We start from the raw sequence: 17,720 nt of genomic DNA, 5'->3' as shown, positions 1-17,720 counted from the left end.
TTCTTATTTTTTAGACGTAAAAGCATTTGGACGTCTATACATCCGCAAATCATGTTGGCAGAATATGCAGCCAGATGCAATAACAACGCAACAAGGATTTAACCGCTGATGCTAACGATTAACACTACCAGCCTGTCACTGAAAAACAACCAGCTCTTCATCCTCGATCAGCAAGCGTTGCCGCAGGAAAAACGCTGGCTGCCCAGCAACAGCGTGGAACAACTGGTTGAACATATTCAGGCTCTGCGCGTGCGCGGCGCACCGTTAATCGGTCTGTCGGCCAGCCTGTTGCTAGCGTTGCTGGCCGAGCAGGGGTTGCCGCGCGCCGAGCTGGAACAGGCGCTCGCGACGCTGCGCGCGGCGCGCCCGACAGCCGTTAACCTGATGAACAATCTGGATCGCATGAAGCAGGCGCTGGCACAGCCGCAGTGGGTACCTGCCATGGTGGATGAGGCGTTGCGCCTGGTGGAGGAAGACCGCGCGCAGTGCGATCGCATCGCCGATTACGGCGCGGCGCTGGTGCGGCCCGGCAGCCGGTTGCTGACCCACTGCAATACCGGCGGCCTGGCGACCGCCGGCGTAGGCACCGCGATTGGCGTGCTGCTACGGGCGCACCAGCAGGGCAAGGTGGCGCAGGTATGGGTGGACGAAACCCGCCCGCTGCTGCAGGGCGGCCGTTTAACCGCCTGGGAGCTGGGTGAGTTGGGCATCCCCTATCAGTTGATTTGCGATTCCATGGCGGCCGGCCTGATGGCGCAGGGCCAAGTGGATGCGGTGTGGGTGGGCGCCGATCGCATTGCCGCCAACGGCGACGTGGCGAACAAGATCGGCACCTACAGCCTGGCGGTACTGGCGCATTATCACGGCATCCCGTTCTACGTGGCGGCGCCCTATACCACGCACGATCCCCTTTGCCCGAACGGCGCGGCGATCCCTATCGAACAGCGCGCGGCACAAGAAGTGACCGGCGTCGCCGGCAGCTTCGGCAGTTGCCAATGGGCGCCGGTTGACGCGCCGGTGTATAACCCGGCGTTCGACGTCACGCCGGCGGCATTAATCAGCGGTTGGATCCTGGACAGCGGCGTGATCACACCGGAACAGGTGAAGGCGGGGGCTTTCCAACGGGCGCTCGGTTAAAAACACGAACGCGCCATAAAGGCGCGTTCCTTTTCCTCACCGCCCGGCGCCGTTAATCCAGGCGCGGGTAGTCATCGGCAATCTTGTCGCCGGTAAAATGCGCCACCCAGCCTTCCGGGTTATCGAACAGGCGGATCGCCGTAAAGCTCGGCGACGATCCCATGTCGAACCAATGGCGCGTATTGGCCGGCACTGACAGCAGATCGTTTTTCTCACACAGGATCTGGTAGATCTTGCCGTTCAGGTGCAGGCAGAATAGCCCAGCCCCTTCAACAAAGAAACGCACTTCGTCTTCGCCGTGAGTATGCTCAGACAGGAACTTTTCCCGCAGCACCTGGCGCTGTTCGTTGTCCGGGCGCATGCTGATCACATCCCAGCTTTGGTAGCCCTTTTCCGCCACCAGGCGGTCGATTTCGTGCTGATAGGCGGCGATCACCGCCTCCGGCTGCGGGTTTTCCCCCAGCTCGCGGTCGGCCTGCCACCGTTCGAAACGCACGCCAATCTGCGCCAGCTCCTGTTGGATGGCATTGGCATCATCGCTCTGCCACAGCGCTTGCTGCGGCGCTTTATCGCTGTATATCGTCAATCCACTCATCAGGCAAATTCCCCTACATTGATATGATCAAACCGCTTAACCTGCGGATGCCGGCTTTGCTCGTCTGCGTCGTCGCGGATCAGTTGGCAGGTGCGCCAACCGGCTTCCCTCGCTGCGTCCAGTTCCTGGCGGATATCCGACAGGAACAACAACTCACCCGGCGTAAACCCCGTTGCGCCGGCGATATTCCGGTATGACGCGCTTTCACGCTTGGCGCCGATCCGGGTGTCAAAGTAGCCACTGAACAACGGCTGCAAATCGCCCGCTTCGCTGTAGCCGAACAGCAGTTTTTGCGCCTCTACCGAACCGGAAGAATACACATACAACTTCAACCCCTGCTGTTGCCAAGCGGCCAACTGCCCAGCCACTTCCGGGTACACATGGCCGCGGAAATCACCATTGTGATAGCCGCTGCGCCAAATGATGCCCTGCAACGCCTTGAGCGCGGTGGACTTGCGATCTTCATCCATAAAGCGGTAGAGCGCAGCGATCAGCTGCGCCAGATCCGCATCCGGCTGGCCAAGCTCCTCGCGCAGCGCCGCCAGCGGCGCCGCCACTTCAGCATCGTCGGCATGCTGGCGGATAAACGCATCCAGATGCGCCCGCGCATAAGGGAACAGCACCTGGTGCACAAAGCGGATCTCACTGGTGGTGCCTTCAATATCAGTCACAATCGCGCGGATCATCTTGCCTCCAGCAAACGGCGTTGCAGTTCACACTGGAATAAAAACTCCAGCCCTTCAAGATGGCGGCGCGCTTCCGCCACCGTATTGCCCCAACAGTACAGGCCGTGGCCGCGCACCAGAAAACCATACTGCAACGGCGTTTGCCCGGCATAGGCCGCAACCCGCGCCGCCAACGCCGGAATATCCTGGTCGTTGTCAAAAATCGGGATGCTGACGCTATCCAGGTGGTTGTGCTGGCCGCTGAGCGACTTTTGCATTTCATAACCTTGCAGCACCACTGCCGTGCCCTTTTCCACCCGCGACAGCACCGTGGTGTTCACCGAATGGGTGTGCAAAATAGCCCCCACCTGCGGCGCCAGGCGGTAAACCAGCGTATGCAGGCCGGTTTCCGCTGAAGGCTTCAGGCCGCTGGGTACATGATTGGTTGCCGTTTCCACCAACAGGAAATCCTGTTCGGTCAGGCTGCCTTTATCTTTGCCGGATGCGGTGACCAGGCAGCGCTCGGCATCCAGGCGCAGCGACATATTGCCGCCGGTTGCCGGGCACCAGCCCTTTTCGCCAATCCAGCGGCAGGTGGCCAACAACGCCTGCAATTGTGAATTTTCTATCATTATGCTTGCTTCTTCCCAGTGGTCGATAGGCGCCATCATTCGCCCTGTTCCGCCCCCCGATGGCGCGGAAATTTACGTGCTGTGTGGCTATTGCCGCTTTGTTTATGGCGGGTTACCGTAAGAAGATTTTCTTACTTTAGCCGTCTAAGCGTCTTGATTGCCAAATACTAACATCGTGTTATATTGACAGCAACATGAGTACTAACAACCAAGACGGGGCATCATTCTATTTATGAGCACTTCAGCACCGGTTCCCGAAAGCAAACTTCCTGCCCTCGGCACGACAATCTTCACCCAAATGAGCGCGCTGGCGCAGCAGCATCAGGCGATCAACCTCTCCCAGGGCTTCCCGGACTTCGACGGCCCGGATTACCTGAAAGAACGCCTGGCCTGGCACGTCAGCCAGGGTGCCAACCAATATGCCCCAATGACCGGCGTAGCGGCGCTGCGCGAGGCGATCGCCGATAAAACCGCGCAGCTTTATGGCTGGCAGCCGGATGTTAACACGGAGATCACCGTTACCGCTGGCGCCACGGAAGCACTGTTTGCCGCCATCAGCGCGCTGGTGCGCCCGGGCGACGAGGTGATCTGCTTCGATCCCAGCTATGACAGCTATGCCCCGGCGGTGACGCTGGCCGGCGGCGAGCTGAAACGCATTGCCCTGCAACCGCCGGCATTCCGCGTGGACTGGCAGCAGTTTGCTGATCTGATTTCGCCACGCACCCGTTTGGTGATCCTTAATACGCCGCACAACCCGTCCGCCACCGTCTGGCAGGCGGAAGACATGCAACAGCTGTGGGCCGCCATCGCCGAACGTGAAATCTATGTGTTGAGCGATGAAGTCTACGAGCACATCTGCTTTGCCAAAGGCGGCCATGCCAGCGTGCTGGCACACCCGCAGCTGCGCCAGCGCTCGGTGGCCGTATCGTCGTTTGGTAAAACCTACCATATGACCGGCTGGAAAGTGGGCTACTGTGTCGCCCCCGCCGCGATCAGCGCCGAGGTGCGCAAGGTGCACCAATACCTGACCTTCTCGGTCAATACTCCGGCGCAGTTGGCGCTGGCCGACATGCTGCGCGCCGATCCTGAGCACTGGCGCCAACTGCCGGCGTTCTACCGCGCCAAACGCGATCGCTTTGTGCAGGCGCTGGAGAACAGCCGGCTGGAAATCTTGCCCTGCGAAGGCACCTACTTCCTGCTGGCGGATTACAGCGCGGTATCCGATCTGGACGACGTCGAATTTTGCCGCTGGCTCACCGAGCACGTCGGCGTGGCGGCCATTCCACTTTCCGTTTTTTGCGCCGATCCTTTCCCTCATAAATTAATCCGGCTGTGTTTCGCCAAACAGGATGCCACGCTGGATGCGGCTGCGGAGCGTTTATGTCGACTTTAAAAATCACCCTGTTACAGCACCCGCTGGTTTGGCGCGACGGGACGGCCAACCTGCAGCAGTTTGACGCCGCGCTGGCGGCGATCGCCGGCCGGGATGTCATCGTGCTGCCGGAAATGTTCACCACCGGCTTTGCGATGGATGCCGGTGAAAGCGCGCTGCCGGAACCGCAGGTGATTGAATGGCTGCACGCCTGGGCCAAAAAAAACAATGCGTTGATCGGCGGCAGCGTGGCGCTGAAAACCCCGCAGGGCGCAGTTAACCGCTTCCTACTGGTGGAGCCGGGCGGCAACGTGCATGGTTACGATAAACGCCACCTGTTCCGCATGGCCGGCGAACACCAGCACTACCAGGCGGGTAAACAGCGCAAGGTGGTTGAATGGCGCGGCTGGCGTATCCTGCCGCAAATCTGTTACGACCTGCGCTTCCCGGTGTGGTCACGCAACCTGCAGGATTACGATCTGGCCCTGTACGTCGCCAACTGGCCGGCGCCGCGCAGCCTGCACTGGCAAACGCTGCTGGCGGCGCGCGCCATCGAAAACCAGGCGTACGTGGCCGGTTGCAACCGGGTGGGGGAAGACGGCAACGGCCTGCACTACAGCGGCGACAGCCTGATCATCAGCCCGCAGGGGGAAGTGCTCGCGCAGGCAGAGCCCGGTCAGCCGGCCAGGCTGGATGCCGAGCTGTCGCTGGAAAACCTGCAAAGCTACCGCAATGCCTTCCCGGCATGGCGCGATGCCGACAGCTTCCTGCTCCACGATTAACCCAGTGTAGTTTTAAGCCAAGGGGCGGCGCCTTTGCCGCCCCTTGTGGTTCAGGAAGCCTCGTCACCGACGGCGCTTTTGTCCTCTGCTTCCACCTGGTTGAACAATACGTTCAGTAGCAGTGCCGCCAGGCATGAGGCGCTGATGCCGGAGTGCAGCAGGGTACGCACCCAGTACGGGAACTGATCGTAAAACGTCGGCATCACGATGGGGATCATGCCGAAGGCAATCGCCGTCGCCACCACCACCAGGTTCATGTTGTCCTTATATTCCACCTTCGCCAGAGTGCGGATGCCGCTGGCGGCCACCGAACCGAACAGCACCACCCCAGCGCCCCCCAGCACCGGCAAGGGGATACAGGCCATTATCGTGCCCAATATCGGCAGCACGCCGAGCACCACCAGGATCGCGCCGCCGGCGCTGACCACAAAACGGCTTTTCACGCCGGTGAGCGCCACCAGCCCGATATTCTGGGCAAACGAGCTTTGCGGGAACGAATTGAACACCGGCGACAGCGCGCTGGAAAGCATATCGGCGCGCAGGCCGTTGGCGATGCGGCGCGAGCCCACCGGTGAACCGACGATCTCCCCCACCGCAATCAGCCCGGCGGTGGTTTCAGTCAACAGCACCAGAACAATCAGCAGCATGGAAAGAATCGCGCTCAGCTCAAAGGTCGGCCAGCCGAAGGCGAAGGGCGCCGGTATCGCCAGCCAAGGCCCGCTGCCCACCGCCGAGAAATCCACCTTTCCCATTAACGCCGCCGCCGCACAGCCGGCCGCCATCGCCAACAGCACCGCCAGGCGTTTCAATGCCGGTGAACCGACCTTGTTCAACAACAGGATCACCGCCAGCGTCGCCGCCGCCAGGCCGATATTCCCCGTCGAGCCCCAGTCCGGCGCCTTGGCATTGCCGCCCATCGCCCAGCGAATGGCCACCGGCATCAGCGACAGGCCAATCACCGTCACCACCGTACCGGTCACCACCGGGGGAAAGAAGCGGATAATCTGCGAAAAGAACGGCGCGATCAGCAACCCGATCAACGAAGCCGCGATCACTGCGCCAAACACCGCCGGCAGGCCGCCGCCACCGTTGACAATCGTGACCATCGTCGCCACGCCGGCGAAGGAAACCCCTTGCACCAGCGGCAAGCGCGAACCAAAGCGCGGCATCCCCAACGTTTGCAACAGCGTGGCCAGCCCGCTGACAAACAGCGCCGCCGTCACCAACATGCCGATTTGCGGCGCGCTCAGCCCGGCAGCCGAACCGATAATCAGCGGCGGCGTGATAATGCCGCCATACATCGTCAAAATATGCTGTAAACCGTAGGCAAAGGTTTTACCCAGCGGCAGTTTTTCGTCTTCCGGGCGGCACGCAGCCGCGCCCCTCTCTTGCGATAGAGCCATAATTCCCCCGCTAACTGGGTCATCAAGATGTCATGTCATCGGGCTGGGAACCCCGCCCGGTGGTTGCGCGGTATTGCGCGATCGCTAAGGCGCTTAACTGCCCCGGTACGTTGAGTATGAGTACGGGCTGACCAACAGCGGCAAATGGTAATGCTGTTGCGCATCCTCAATGGCAAAATCGATAATTGCCGTCACGTACAGGGTTTGCCGTTGGCTTTGGGCGAAATAGCCGCCCAGATCGGCATTCAGGCGATAGCGCCCGCCGGCCAGGCCCTCCGGTGTCAGATCGCGCACGCGGCCGTCGGCGTCTGAGTGGCTTTCCGCGACCACCCGCCACTGCTGGTTTTCCAGCCGCTCCAGCCAAACGCGCACGCCGGCCGCCGGCTTGCCGAGGGAGGTATCAAGAATATGGGTGCTGATATTACTCATGGCTTAATAGCTCCTTAAAACGCAGCGATACGATTTCACGCAGTTGCTCGGCGGTTTCCTGCTGCTCCTGCTCGGGGCTGTTTTGCAGCCGGCGCTCAAGCTCACGCAGGATGGTTTGCCCGTCGCGCCCGGCGGCGCGGATCAGGAATACCTGACCAAAACGGGTTTCGTAGCGCAGATTGCCGTCCAGCAAGGCCTGCGCCAATTCCGCATCCTGGCTATTCACCGCTGCCTGTTCACGCCGGGAAAACTGTGCCGCCTGCCCCTGGCCGTTGGCGCGTTCGCCGATGCGCGGGTGCGCCGCCAACGCCGCGGCCACTTCTTCCGGCTGCCAGTCCAGCGCCGCCTGCTGGCCAAAGGCCAGTGCGGCCGCCACACTGTCGAACGGCCGGGCGGCGATCACCGCGTCGATCCAACGGGCGATATCCACACACGGGCGCAGCAAACGCGCGGCTTCTGGCGCCGGCAATTGGTTAAACTGTTGCAACCTCATGCGTTATCCCCCCAACTTGCCACCGTCTGGCAATACGCCTGAATAGCCAGCGCCACGTCCGCCTGGGTGACGGATTCATCCGGGTGGTGGCTGATGCCGCGATCGCAGCGCACAAACAGCATCCCCACCGGCCACTGTGCGGACACCGCGATCGCATCGTGCCCGGCCCCGCTTGGCAGTGCCGGGCTTTGCCCCTGCACCTGTATCACCCCGTCATGCCAGCGCCGTTGTAGATCGGCGTCGCAGGCGGTGGCGTCAATGCGGTAAAACTCCTCGCTGGCGAAATGCACGCCGCGGCGGGCAGCGATCGCCTGCGCCTGCTCCAGCAGCCCGGCCAACAGTTGCGCCAGCGGGCCGTCCTGCGGGCCACGCACGTCAAGCGACAGCGTAACCTGGCCAGGAATGACGTTCACCGCGCCAGGCACGGCTTCGATGCGGCCGACGGTCGCCACCAGGTGCGGATCGCTGCGGCGGGTGAGATTTTCTACCGCCACCATCCACTCGGCCGCCGCCGCCAGCGCATCGCGGCGCTGGCCCATCGGCACGGTGCCGGCATGGCCGGCTTCGCCGGTAAAGATGCAGTTCAGGCGGCGCGCGCCGTTAATCGCCGTCACCACCCCCAGCGCCAGGCCGGCGGCTTCCAGGCACGGCCCCTGTTCGATATGCAGTTCCAGATAGGCGCAAAAGGCCTCTTTGGCGCGTTTCGCTTCGCCGATGGCGTCGGGATCCAACCCAGCGTCGCGCAGCGCCTGCGCCACGGTGATACCGTCGGCGTCAGTGCGCTGCAGCCAGTCTGCCGGCCATTGCCCGGTGATGCCCTTGCTGCCGAGCAAAGTAATGCCGAAGCGGGTGCCTTCTTCGTCGGCAAAGCCAATCACTTCTATCGCCACCGGCAGGCGGCGCCCTTGGGCATGCAAATGCGCCACCACTTCCAGCGCGGTCAGCACGCCCAGCATGCCGTCGTAGCGCCCGGCATTGCGCACCGTATCCAGGTGCGATCCCAACAGCAGCGCTGGCGCGCCCGGCGTTTGCCCTTCATAACGGCCGCAGATATTGCCGACGCTGTCCTGCCAGACCGTCATGCCCAGCGCGCGCATCCAGTCGCCCACCTGTTGGTTGGCACGCTGGTGTTCGGGCGAAAGGTATACCCGCGTCAGTTGGCCCGGCGTACTGCTGATTGCCGCCAGCGCGTCGCAGCGCGCCAGCACGCGCGCCGCGGCCTGCTCCGCCGCCTGGGCCGACAACAATGTCGCCATCAGCAGCCCCCTGCGCTATAGGTGTTCCAGGCCGCCTGCAACGCCTCGCCCTGCTTGCTCACGAAGCCCAGGCGGTTCAATACCGCCTCCAGCGCCGCCAGCGTTTGCAGCACACAGTCTTTGCGCGCGTTGTAGCCCATGGTGCCGATGCGCCAGATTTTGCCCTGCAGCGGGCCAAATGAGGTGCCGATCTCGATGGCAAAATCGTTCAGCATCATCTGGCGCACCTGCTCACCGTGTATGCCCTGCGGGATCACCACGCCGAGTACGTTGTTCATCCGGTTGTCCAGATCGCCGAACACCGCCAGCCCCATGCCCTGAATGCCGGCCAGCATTGCGGCGCCATGCAGACGATGGCGTTCAATGGTGTTGTCCAACCCTTCTTCCAGGATCACCCGGGCGCATTCGCGGGCGGCGAATAACATGCTGGTGGCTTCCGTATGGTGGTTGAGGCGCTCCGGCCCCCAGTAATCCATGATCATGCCCAGATCGAAATAGTTGGAATAGATCATCTCGTCCTCGCCGTTGGCGTGGTCGGCAGTGCGGATCCCTTCTTCCACGCATTTGCGGCGGCGAACAATCTCTTCAAAACGCGGGCTGAGAGTAATCGGGGAACTGCCGGACGGGCCGCCCAGGCACTTTTGCAACCCGGCCGATACGGCGTCCAGCCCCCAGGCGTCGGTTTCCAGCGGGTTGCCGGCGAACGAGGCGGTGGCATCGGTATAAAACAGCACGCCGTGGCGACGGCAAATCTCGCCGAGCTGGTCAAGCGGTTGCAGCATGGTGGTTGACGTATCGCCCTGCACCGTCAACAGCAGGCGCGGGCGCACCGTTTTAATCGCATCTTCAATCCGATCGGCGCTGAACACTTCGCCCCACGGCGCTTCAATGGTGTGCACTTCAGCACGGCAGCGGCGGGCGATTTCACACAGCAGGTGGCCAAAGCGGCCGAACACCGGCACCAGCACTTTATCGCCGGGGCGAATGGCGGAAACCAGCACCGCTTCAATGCCGGAACGGGAAGTGCCGTCCACCAGCATGGTCCAGCGGTTTTCCGTGCGGAAAAGCGCCCGGTACAGTTCCATCACCTGGTTCATGTAACCGGTCATCGCCGGATCGTACTGGCCAATCAGCTGGCTCGACATGGCACGCAGCACGCGCGGATCGGCGTTGATTGGGCCAGGGCCCATCAGCAGGCGTTGCGGTGGGTTTATCTGATCGAATTTGCTGATATCTAACATGTTATTTCCTTGCGAGCTTAATAAGTTATTATCTTGTTGTCTTATTTCAGGCTTCCGACAGCCCACGCACGGAGGCGATGAACTGCTTCAGCTCCTGGGTTTGCGGATTGGCGAACACCTGGCGGCTTTCGCCCTGCTCCCACACTTTGCCCTGGTGCATAAACACCACCCGGTCGCCCACTTCGCGGGCAAAGTTCATTTCATGCGTTACCAAAATCAGCGTCATGCCTTCGGCGGCCAGTTGTTCGAGCACTTTAAGCACTTCGCCGACCAGTTCGGGATCAAGCGCCGAGGTGATTTCATCGCACAGCAGTACCTTGGGGTTCATGGCCAGCGCCCGGGCGATCGCCACGCGCTGCTGCTGGCCGCCGGACAAATTGGCCGGCGCATAATCCATCCGCTCCCCCAGGCCTACCTTGTTCAGCATCTCTTCCGCCAGTTCGCGGCACTCCGCCGGGCTTTTCTTTAATACCCGGCGCGGCGCCAGCATCACGTTTTCCAGCGCGGTCATGTGCGGGAACAGGTTGAAGTTCTGGAACACCATGCCGATGGAGCGGCTAATCTCGCGCGCCTGCGAATCGCGATCGGTGATCGTCATGCCGCCCAGCTTGATACTGCCTTCCTGATAGCCTTCCAGGCCGTTGATGCAGCGCAGCAGGGTGCTTTTCCCCGAGCCGCTGCGGCCGATGATCGAGATCACCTCGCCCATGTCGATATCCAGATCCACGCCTTTCAGCACATGGTTCTGGCCGTAATATTTTTGAACCTGATTAATTGTGATGAGCGGCATGGAATTTTTTCTCCAGGTAGTGGCTGTAGCGCGACAGCGGGTAACACATCAGGAAGTAGCCCAGCGCCACCAGGCCAAACACTTTAAACGGCTGGTAGGTCACGTTGTTCAGCATGGTTCCGGCCTTGGTCAGCTCAATGAAACCGATAATCGACGCCAGCGCGGTGCCCTTGATCACCTGCACCGAAAAACCGACCGTCGGGGCGATAGCGATGCGCACCGCCTGCGGCACAATCACCCGCCACATCGTTTGGCCGAAGCTCAGCCCCAGGCAACGGCAGGCTTCCCACTGCCCCTTCGGCAAGGCGGCTATGCTGCCGGACCAGATGTCCACCAGAAACGCGCTGGTGAACAGCGTCAGCGCCAGCGCGGCGGCGGCCCATGGGCTGACGTCAATGCCGAACAGCGCCAACCCGAAAAACGCCAGGAACAGCTGCATCAGCAGCGGCGTGCCCTGGAACAGCTCGGCATACATGCGCACAAAGCGCAGCGCCCAACGGCGCTTGCTCAGCCGCAGCAACAGCAAAGGGAACGTGACCACCGTGCCGCCGAAGAACGCGGTCAGCGAAAGCAGCAGCGTCCAGCGCGCGGCCAGCAGCAAATTGCGCACGATATCCCAGTCGGTGAATGTCATCATCAGGCCTGGCTCCCCAAAAAGCGTTTACCGGCGGCCAGCAGCAGCTGGCGCATCAGCACCGAAAGCAACAGATAAAACAGCGTCGTCACCAGATACACCTCAAAACTGAGGAAGGTGCGCGACTGAATCAGGTTGGCGGCGAAGGTCAGTTCTTCAAACGCCACCTGCGAAACCACCGAGGAACCGAGCATCACGATAATGCACTGGCTCACCAGCGCCGGATAAATGCGCTGTAGCGCCGGCGGCAACACCACGCGCAGAAAGATCTGGCTGCGCGTCAGCCCCAGCACCCGGCCGGCTTCCCATTGGCCTTTCGGCGTAACCTGGATGCCGGCGCGGATAATCTCGGTGCTGTAGGCACCGAGATTAATCACCATCGCCAACAGCGCCGCCTGGCCGGCGGTCAGTTTCCAGCCCAGGCTCGGCAAACCGAACACGATAAAAAACAGCTGCACGACGAACGGCGTATTGCGCACCACCTCGACGTAAATCCCCCAAATACGGCTTAACAGATTGGTTTTCCCGCTGCGGATTGCCGCACCGCAAATCCCCAGCGCCACGCCCATAACGGTGGCCATGGCCGTCAGCTCAATGGTGGTCAGCAAACCCGCCAACAGTTCGGGCATGAATGGCCACAGTGCGGGAAAATTCAGCTGATAGGTCATCAGGCTCTCCCGTTATGCGCCAAGATCGGCCGGCAACGGCGCCTTCAGCCATTTTTCCGACAGGCCGTTGAGCGTATTGTCCTTCAGGGCCTGCTCAATCAGTTCATTCACTTTGGTTTGCAGCGCCGGTTCGCCTTGGCGCAGGCCGACATAGCACGGCGAATCCTTCAGCATGAACTTGGCAACCGGCGCCTTGGCCGGGTTCTGGCGCGCAATGGCGCTCACCACCAGGTTACCGGTCGCCACATACTGCACCTGCCCGGACAGATAGGCCGACAGCGTGGTGTTGTTGTCTTCGTAACGTTTGATCTGGGCACCCTTCGGCGCGCTATCGCTCAGCACCATGTCTTCCACCGCACCGCGCGTCACCCCCACCGTTTTGCCGTCCAACCCGGCTGCGTCATGCAGGGTGTCGTCTTTCGGCCCAAAAACGCCCAGGAAGAACGGCGCATAGGCGCGGCTGAAAGCGATGGTCTTTTCACGCTCCGGGTTTTTGCCCAGGCTTGAGATCACCAGATCCACTTTGTTGGTTTGCAGATAGGGCACTCGGTTGGCGCTGGTTACCGGCACCAGCTGCAACTTAAGTTTCATTTTATCGGCCAGGTAGTGCGCCATGTCGATGTCATACCCCTGCGGCTGCAGATCCGTGCCCACCGAGCCAAACGGCGGGAAATCCTGCGGCACCGCCACACGCAAAACACCGCGTTGCTGGATATCCTGCAGTTGATCCGCCATCGCTGTGGCGGCCTGCGCCAACAGCACCACCGCCCCCAATGCAGCAACCAGTGTTTTTTTGATGCTCATAAATGTATCCCCAATAGTGAGATGATGAAACAAAAGATTCTTTAATTCATTTTACTGCAACTAATGTGCCAAGGCAGGCGGCAGTGAATAATCTGCTTTAACCCCGAGGGGTTAACGTTTCAAGCGGGAATATCCCCCGCCGGAACGCGGCGGGAAGAAGGGAAAAAAGTGAAAGGCGAAGCACCGATATAGTGCAAGAGCACCAAAACAGCGCTTCGTTAGCGGTGTTCCAGTTCGTCCAGATCGCTGTACAAATCCGCAATCTGGTAAATACGCTGCCTGCCGAGCGCCAGCGACTCATGCAGTAAAGCATTGCTGAGCAGGTTTGCCAGGCTCATGGCGCACGAGTAGCTGTCGAAAGCGGAGACGCTGTCCAACGGCGCCGGCAAGTGCCATGTCGCCAGCGGTATCAACGCCTGCGCCTGCGGCTCGCAGATCAACAGCGTCGGCACCTGCTGAATCTGCAACTGCGTGAGCAATGCCCGCAGCAGCCGTGGCCGGCGGCGGAACGCCACCAGAACCACCATGTCGCGCCCGGAAAGATCCACCAGCTCTTCCGCCAGCGTCTGGCCCGGCTGTGGCACCAGCAGCACGTTTTCACGCACCTGCAGCAGTTGCTGGCGCAGGTGCATCGCCACCGGATAGCTATTGCGAAAGCCCATCAGCACAACCCGCCCGGCCTGCGCCAGTTTGCCGATCACCGCCGTAAACTGCTGGGCATCGATCTGGTTCACCCAATGGGTCAGGTTCGCCATTTCCTGCTTGTAATGGCGCGCCAATAGCGTATTGCCCTGCACCGCATCGCGGTTGTCGGTCAGCGGCATGCCGCTTTGGCGCAGCGTGCGTAGTTCGTCGCGCATAGCGCGGTAGCTGGGGTAGCCCAGCCGTTTAAACAGTCGGCTGACGGTGGCCTTGGAAACCCCGCTCAACCGCGCCAGCTCCGCACTGTTGTAGCTGATCAGATCGTCAAAGTGATCGAAGATAAAATCCGCCACCCGTTGTTCCTGCGGCGTCAGTTGCGGATACTCACTACGCAGGCGTTCATCAATCTGCTTCATTGCTACTCCTGCTGTAACATTTGTTTCAGCGGAACATAGCACAGCCAAATAAGATTCCGCCAGCCTGCAAATCTGGAACGTCTCTTGCTTAACTTATTGATTGATGCAGACCATAACAAGGGCTTACTCATGATTAACAGTAATACCGCACCATTAGGCATGGCGGTCACCCCTCACCACCTGGCCAGCGAAAGCGCACTGGCCGTGCTGCGCGAAGGCGGCAACGCGATTGAAGCCATGGTGGCGGCAGCCGCGACCATTGCGGTGGTCTACCCGCACATGAACAGCCTGGGCGGTGACGGCTTTTGGCTGATCGTTCCGCCGCAGGGCGATCCGGTGGCTATCGATGCCAGCGGCGCGGCCGGCTCCCTGGCTACGCTGGATTTCTACGCCGGCGAAAGCCGCATCCCACACCGTGGGCCAAAGGCGGCGCTGACCGTTGCCGGCACCGTCGGCGGCTGGCAGGAAGCCCTGGCGTTCTCGGCGGAGCTGGGTGGAGAACAACTGCCCCTGCCGCGCCTGCTGGCCGATGCCATCCGCTATGCGGCGGACGGTATTCCGGTCACCGCTTCGCAGGAGGCGGCCACTCGCAGCAAATACCACGAGTTGGCGAACCTGGACGAATTTGCCCGCACCTACCTGCCCAAGGGCGAAATCCCGCACTGCGGGCAGCGTTTCTGCCAGCCGCTGCTGGCGGAAACCCTGATTGCGCTTTCCGAAGAAGGATTGGATAGCTTCTACCGCGGCCGGGTGGCCGAATGCATGGCGGCGGATATGGCGAAGCTCGGAATGCCGCTCACCGCGCAGGATCTGGCGGACTATCGCCCGCGCCGGCGCACGCCGCTGCGCTTGCAGCACCAGAAAGGCGAGGTGTTTAATCTCACGCCGCCTACCCAGGGGCTGGTGTCGTTGGCGATCCTCGGCCTGGCCGACCGCCTGGCGCTGGAAGGCAAAGACGACGGCGCCACGATCCACGGGATCGTGGAAGCCACCAAACTGGCTTTTGGCCTGCGCGATCGTTACATCACCGATCCGCGCGAGATGACCCAGGATCCGCAGGCGCTGCTCGAACCGGGCTATCTGCATGAACTGGCAAAACAGATCGACGGCGAACACGCCGCCGCCTGGGGCCAGGGCAAAGGGCCCGGCGATACCGTCTGGATGGGTGTGATGGACAGCAGCGGGCTGGCGGTGTCGTTCATCCAGAGCATCTATCACGAATTCGGCAGCGGCGTAGTGCTGCCCAACAGCGGGGTGCTGTGGCAAAACCGCGGCGCATCGTTCAGCCTGGATGCCAACCACCTGCTGGCGCTGGCGCCCGGCAAGCAGCCTTTCCATACGCTCAACCCGGCGGCCGCACGCCTGTATGACGGCCGCACCCTGGTTTACGGCTCCATGGGCGGCGACGGCCAACCGCAAACCCAGGCGGCGGTGTTTATCCGCCATGTGGTTCAGGGGCTACCCTTACAACAGGCTATCAGCAACCCACGCTGGCTGCTTGGCCGAACCTGGGGCGAAAGCTCCGACTCGCTGAAGCTGGAGCGCCGCTTTAGCGCCGAAACCCTCGACTACCTGCGCCAACGCGGCCATGAAGTCGAACTGCTGCCGGACTTCAGCGAGGCCGTCGGCCATGCCGGCGCCATTGTGCGCCACACGAATGGCATGCTGGAAGGCGCGTTCGATCCGCGCAGCAACGGCAGCGCCGCCGGCTTCTAGCCGCCGTCCCCCTCAAGCCGGAGGGGCGCGGGCTTGTTTCACACATTTATCGGGGAAAACACCATGAACAACATACCGGCAGCCGACTGGGCCGCCTACATCCGCCAGATGGAAACCATCCTGGCGCTGGAGCTGGACGATGCGCGCCGCGCAGAGTTACTGGTGCAATTCAACCGCATTGCGGCCATGGCCGAACCGCTGATGGCCTTCCCGCTGGATCAACGTTTAGAAATCGCAGGAGTGTATCGCGCATGAACCCACTCAGTGAGCTGTCGATCGCCGAGATCCGCAGTGCGCTCAAGCAAGGCGCCATTTCTGCCCGTGAGATCGCCCAGCAGACACTAGACCAGATCGATGCGCAAAACCCGGCGCTTAATGCCTATACGCACATTACCCGCGAACGAATGCTGAGCGAAGCCGATCATCTGGATCACAGCCGCGCCAACGGCCAACCCTTGCCGGCATTGGCCGCGATCCCCTATGCGGTGAAAAACCTGTTCGACGTCACCGGCGAAACTACCCTGGCCGGCGCCAGCCTGTTTAGCGATCGCCCGGCGGCCAAGCGCGACGCCTGGGTGGTTGCCCGCCTGGCCGCGCAAGGCGCCATGCTCTCCGGCATGCTGAATATGGATGCCTATGCCTATGGCTTCACCACGGAAAACAGCCATTACGGCGCCACCCACAACCCGCACGATACCACGCGCGTCGCCGGCGGTTCCTCCGGCGGTTCAGCCGCGGCGGTGGCGGCCGGGTTAGTTAACTTCGCGCTCGGCAGCGACACCAACGGCTCCATTCGCGTGCCCTCTTCGCTGTGCGGCATCTTCGGGCTTAAACCCACCTTTGGCCGCTTGTCGCGCAGCGGCAGCCAGCCGTTTGTCGCCAGCCTGGATCATGTCGGCCCGATGGCCCGCCGGGTGCGCGATCTGGCGGCCGTCTATGACGTGATGCAAGGCACCGATATCGAAGACCGCTTCCAGGCGGACAAGCCCATTACCCAAACCGAATCGCTGTTGCCGCGCGGCCAGCAGGGGCTGCGCTGTGCGGTGTTGGGCGGCTATTTCCAGCAGTGGTGCGATGATGACGCCAAGGCAGCCGTGCGCCAAGTGGCGCAGGCGCTGGAAGCATCAGAAGAAGTTGAACTGCCGCTGGCCGAGCTGGCGCGTTCGGCGGCGTTTATCCTCAGCGCATCGGAGGGCGGTAATCATTATCTGCCGTTGCTGCGCAGCGAACCCGCGCGTTTCGAGCCCAACTCGCGCGAGCGCCTGTTGGCCGGGGCGATGCTGCCGGGGGCTTGGTATGTGCAGGCACAGCGTTTTCGCAATCATTTCCAGCAGCAGACGCTGCCGCTGTTCACGCAATGGGATATCCTGATAGCACCCGCGACGCCGTGCTGCGCCACGAAAATCGGCCAGGAGAGCATGCGCATCAATCATACCGATTTACCCACCCGCGCCAGCATGGGCATGCTGACCCAGCCGATTTCATTCCTCGGCCTGCCGGTGGTGACGGTGCCGCTGAAAACGGCCGGCGGCCTGCCGATCGGCCTGCAGTTGATCGCCCCGCCGTGGCGCGAAGATTTGGCGTTACGAGCGGCCCATGCGCTGGAACAGCGCGGCGTAGCCCAATGTGTTTTACCGGGGAAACAGGACTGAATAATGAAAAGTGAATATATCGATCGCCCGGCGGTGCTGGCAGAGGTCAACGCCGCCTTTTACCGCTACGAGCAGGCACTGATCGGCAACGATGTGGAAGTGCTGGATGAGCTGTTCTGGCACGATAGCCGCACCGTGCGCTACGGCGCGACGGAGAACCTGTACGGCATCGAACAGATCCGTGATTTCCGCCTTAAGCGCCCTTCTAAAGGGCTGGATCGCCAGTTGGAAAACACCGTCATCACCACCTACGGCGATGACATGGCGGTGGCCAGCACGGAATTCCGCCGTGAAGGCAGCGATCGCATTGGCCGGCAGATGCAAACCTGGGTGAAGCTGCCGTGCGGCTGGCGCATTGTGGCGGCGCACGTCAGCCTGATGGGCTAGGCTGCC

At 61.7% G+C, this 17,720-nt stretch carries 20 protein-coding genes; 7 read left to right on the top strand and 13 right to left on the bottom strand.

Annotation, left to right across the window (positions count from 1 at the left end):
• The first annotated feature begins 108 nt into the window (after positions 1 to 108).
• Positions 109 to 1,137: an S-methyl-5-thioribose-1-phosphate isomerase gene (gene mtnA, locus AC559G_RS01080; RefSeq protein ID WP_498910608.1), complete on the top strand. Its 1,029-nt coding sequence runs from the start codon at positions 109 to 111 to the stop codon at positions 1,135 to 1,137.
• 52 nt (positions 1,138 to 1,189) lie between these two features.
• Here the strand turns inward: mtnA and AC559G_RS01075 are convergent, their stop codons facing one another.
• From AC559G_RS01075 to AC559G_RS01065, 3 genes are read right to left on the bottom strand one after another with little or no spacing between them, the layout of a single operon-like run.
• A complete protein-coding gene (locus AC559G_RS01075; protein WP_498910606.1) occupies positions 1,190 to 1,732 on the bottom strand; it encodes a 1,2-dihydroxy-3-keto-5-methylthiopentene dioxygenase in 543 nt (180 codons plus the stop codon).
• A complete protein-coding gene (gene mtnC / locus AC559G_RS01070; protein ID WP_498910604.1) occupies positions 1,732 to 2,418 on the bottom strand; it encodes an acireductone synthase in 687 nt (228 codons plus the stop codon). Before mtnC ends, AC559G_RS01075 begins: the two co-directional genes overlap by 1 nt.
• Positions 2,415 to 3,029: a methylthioribulose-1-phosphate dehydratase gene (locus AC559G_RS01065; protein ID WP_498910602.1), complete on the bottom strand. Its 615-nt coding sequence runs from the start codon at positions 3,027 to 3,029 to the stop codon at positions 2,415 to 2,417. Before AC559G_RS01065 ends, mtnC begins: the two co-directional genes overlap by 4 nt.
• Positions 3,030 to 3,261: 232 nt before the next feature.
• Between AC559G_RS01065 and AC559G_RS01060 the strand changes: the two genes are divergently transcribed.
• Positions 3,262 to 4,422: a pyridoxal phosphate-dependent aminotransferase gene (locus AC559G_RS01060; RefSeq protein WP_498910600.1), complete on the top strand. Its 1,161-nt coding sequence runs from the start codon at positions 3,262 to 3,264 to the stop codon at positions 4,420 to 4,422.
• The gene (locus AC559G_RS01055) at positions 4,410 to 5,183 is read left to right on the top strand and encodes a nitrilase family protein (RefSeq protein WP_498910598.1); all 774 of its coding nucleotides are present in this window, start codon (positions 4,410 to 4,412) and stop codon (positions 5,181 to 5,183) included. The genes AC559G_RS01060 and AC559G_RS01055 overlap by 13 nt, the downstream gene beginning before the upstream one ends.
• A gap of 50 nt (positions 5,184 to 5,233) precedes the next feature.
• Here the strand turns inward: AC559G_RS01055 and AC559G_RS01050 are convergent, their stop codons facing one another.
• From AC559G_RS01050 to AC559G_RS01005, 10 genes are all read right to left on the bottom strand, one after another.
• Positions 5,234 to 6,586, bottom strand: a complete 1,353-nt coding sequence (locus AC559G_RS01050) for a nucleobase:cation symporter-2 family protein (RefSeq protein ID WP_498910596.1) — start codon at positions 6,584 to 6,586, stop codon at positions 5,234 to 5,236.
• A 93-nt stretch (positions 6,587 to 6,679) separates the two neighbouring features.
• Positions 6,680 to 7,015 carry a hydroxyisourate hydrolase gene (gene uraH / locus AC559G_RS01045; protein WP_498910594.1) on the bottom strand — a complete coding sequence of 112 codons (336 nt, stop codon included), beginning with the start codon at positions 7,013 to 7,015 and terminating at the stop codon, positions 6,680 to 6,682.
• Positions 7,008 to 7,508 (bottom strand): 2-oxo-4-hydroxy-4-carboxy-5-ureidoimidazoline decarboxylase, encoded by a 501-nt coding sequence (uraD, locus tag AC559G_RS01040; protein ID WP_498910592.1) that lies wholly within the window; start codon positions 7,506 to 7,508, stop codon positions 7,008 to 7,010. Before uraD ends, uraH begins: the two co-directional genes overlap by 8 nt.
• Complete coding sequence (hpxK, locus tag AC559G_RS01035; RefSeq protein ID WP_498910589.1) at positions 7,505 to 8,764, bottom strand: Zn-dependent hydrolase; 1,260 nt, start codon at positions 8,762 to 8,764, stop codon at positions 7,505 to 7,507. The genes uraD and hpxK overlap by 4 nt, the downstream gene beginning before the upstream one ends.
• Positions 8,764 to 10,005 carry a pyridoxal-phosphate-dependent aminotransferase family protein gene (locus tag AC559G_RS01030; RefSeq protein ID WP_498910587.1) on the bottom strand — a complete coding sequence of 414 codons (1,242 nt, stop codon included), beginning with the start codon at positions 10,003 to 10,005 and terminating at the stop codon, positions 8,764 to 8,766. The genes hpxK and AC559G_RS01030 overlap by 1 nt, the downstream gene beginning before the upstream one ends.
• Positions 10,006 to 10,051: 46 nt before the next feature.
• Positions 10,052 to 10,795, bottom strand: a complete 744-nt coding sequence (locus tag AC559G_RS01025; RefSeq protein WP_095845850.1) for an amino acid ABC transporter ATP-binding protein — start codon at positions 10,793 to 10,795, stop codon at positions 10,052 to 10,054.
• A complete protein-coding gene (locus tag AC559G_RS01020; protein WP_498910890.1) occupies positions 10,776 to 11,429 on the bottom strand; it encodes an amino acid ABC transporter permease in 654 nt (217 codons plus the stop codon). The genes AC559G_RS01025 and AC559G_RS01020 overlap by 20 nt, the downstream gene beginning before the upstream one ends.
• A gap of 2 nt (positions 11,430 to 11,431) precedes the next feature.
• Positions 11,432 to 12,097, bottom strand: a complete 666-nt coding sequence (locus AC559G_RS01015) for an amino acid ABC transporter permease (protein ID WP_438599221.1) — start codon at positions 12,095 to 12,097, stop codon at positions 11,432 to 11,434.
• Positions 12,098 to 12,109: 12 nt separating this feature from the next.
• A complete protein-coding gene (locus tag AC559G_RS01010; RefSeq protein ID WP_498910584.1) occupies positions 12,110 to 12,901 on the bottom strand; it encodes a transporter substrate-binding domain-containing protein in 792 nt (263 codons plus the stop codon).
• 218 nt (positions 12,902 to 13,119) lie between these two features.
• Positions 13,120 to 13,959: a MurR/RpiR family transcriptional regulator gene (locus tag AC559G_RS01005; RefSeq protein ID WP_121555740.1), complete on the bottom strand. Its 840-nt coding sequence runs from the start codon at positions 13,957 to 13,959 to the stop codon at positions 13,120 to 13,122.
• Positions 13,960 to 14,088: 129 nt separating this feature from the next.
• Here AC559G_RS01005 and AC559G_RS01000 point away from each other — a divergent pair, with 129 nt between their 5' ends.
• The 4 genes from AC559G_RS01000 (at position 14,089) to hpxZ (ending at position 17,714) form a co-directional block, all read left to right on the top strand.
• Positions 14,089 to 15,675: a gamma-glutamyltransferase family protein gene (locus tag AC559G_RS01000; protein WP_498910581.1), complete on the top strand. Its 1,587-nt coding sequence runs from the start codon at positions 14,089 to 14,091 to the stop codon at positions 15,673 to 15,675.
• Positions 15,676 to 15,738: 63 nt separating this feature from the next.
• The gene (gene hpxX / locus AC559G_RS00995) at positions 15,739 to 15,930 is read left to right on the top strand and encodes an oxalurate catabolism protein HpxX (RefSeq protein ID WP_095848959.1); all 192 of its coding nucleotides are present in this window, start codon (positions 15,739 to 15,741) and stop codon (positions 15,928 to 15,930) included.
• Positions 15,927 to 17,327 (top strand): AtzE family amidohydrolase, encoded by a 1,401-nt coding sequence (locus AC559G_RS00990; protein WP_438599219.1) that lies wholly within the window; start codon positions 15,927 to 15,929, stop codon positions 17,325 to 17,327. Before hpxX ends, AC559G_RS00990 begins: the two co-directional genes overlap by 4 nt.
• A 3-nt stretch (positions 17,328 to 17,330) precedes the next feature.
• Positions 17,331 to 17,714: an oxalurate catabolism protein HpxZ gene (gene hpxZ / locus AC559G_RS00985; RefSeq protein WP_095845856.1), complete on the top strand. Its 384-nt coding sequence runs from the start codon at positions 17,331 to 17,333 to the stop codon at positions 17,712 to 17,714.
• Positions 17,715 to 17,720 lie beyond the last annotated feature (6 nt).

Origin of the sequence: Gibbsiella greigii (assembly GCF_039540155.1) — a bacterium.
Lineage (GTDB): Bacteria > Pseudomonadota > Gammaproteobacteria > Enterobacterales > Enterobacteriaceae > Gibbsiella > Gibbsiella quercinecans.
Note: the sequence above shows the minus strand (reverse complement) of the source record. Positions and strands in the feature narration are given on the sequence as shown.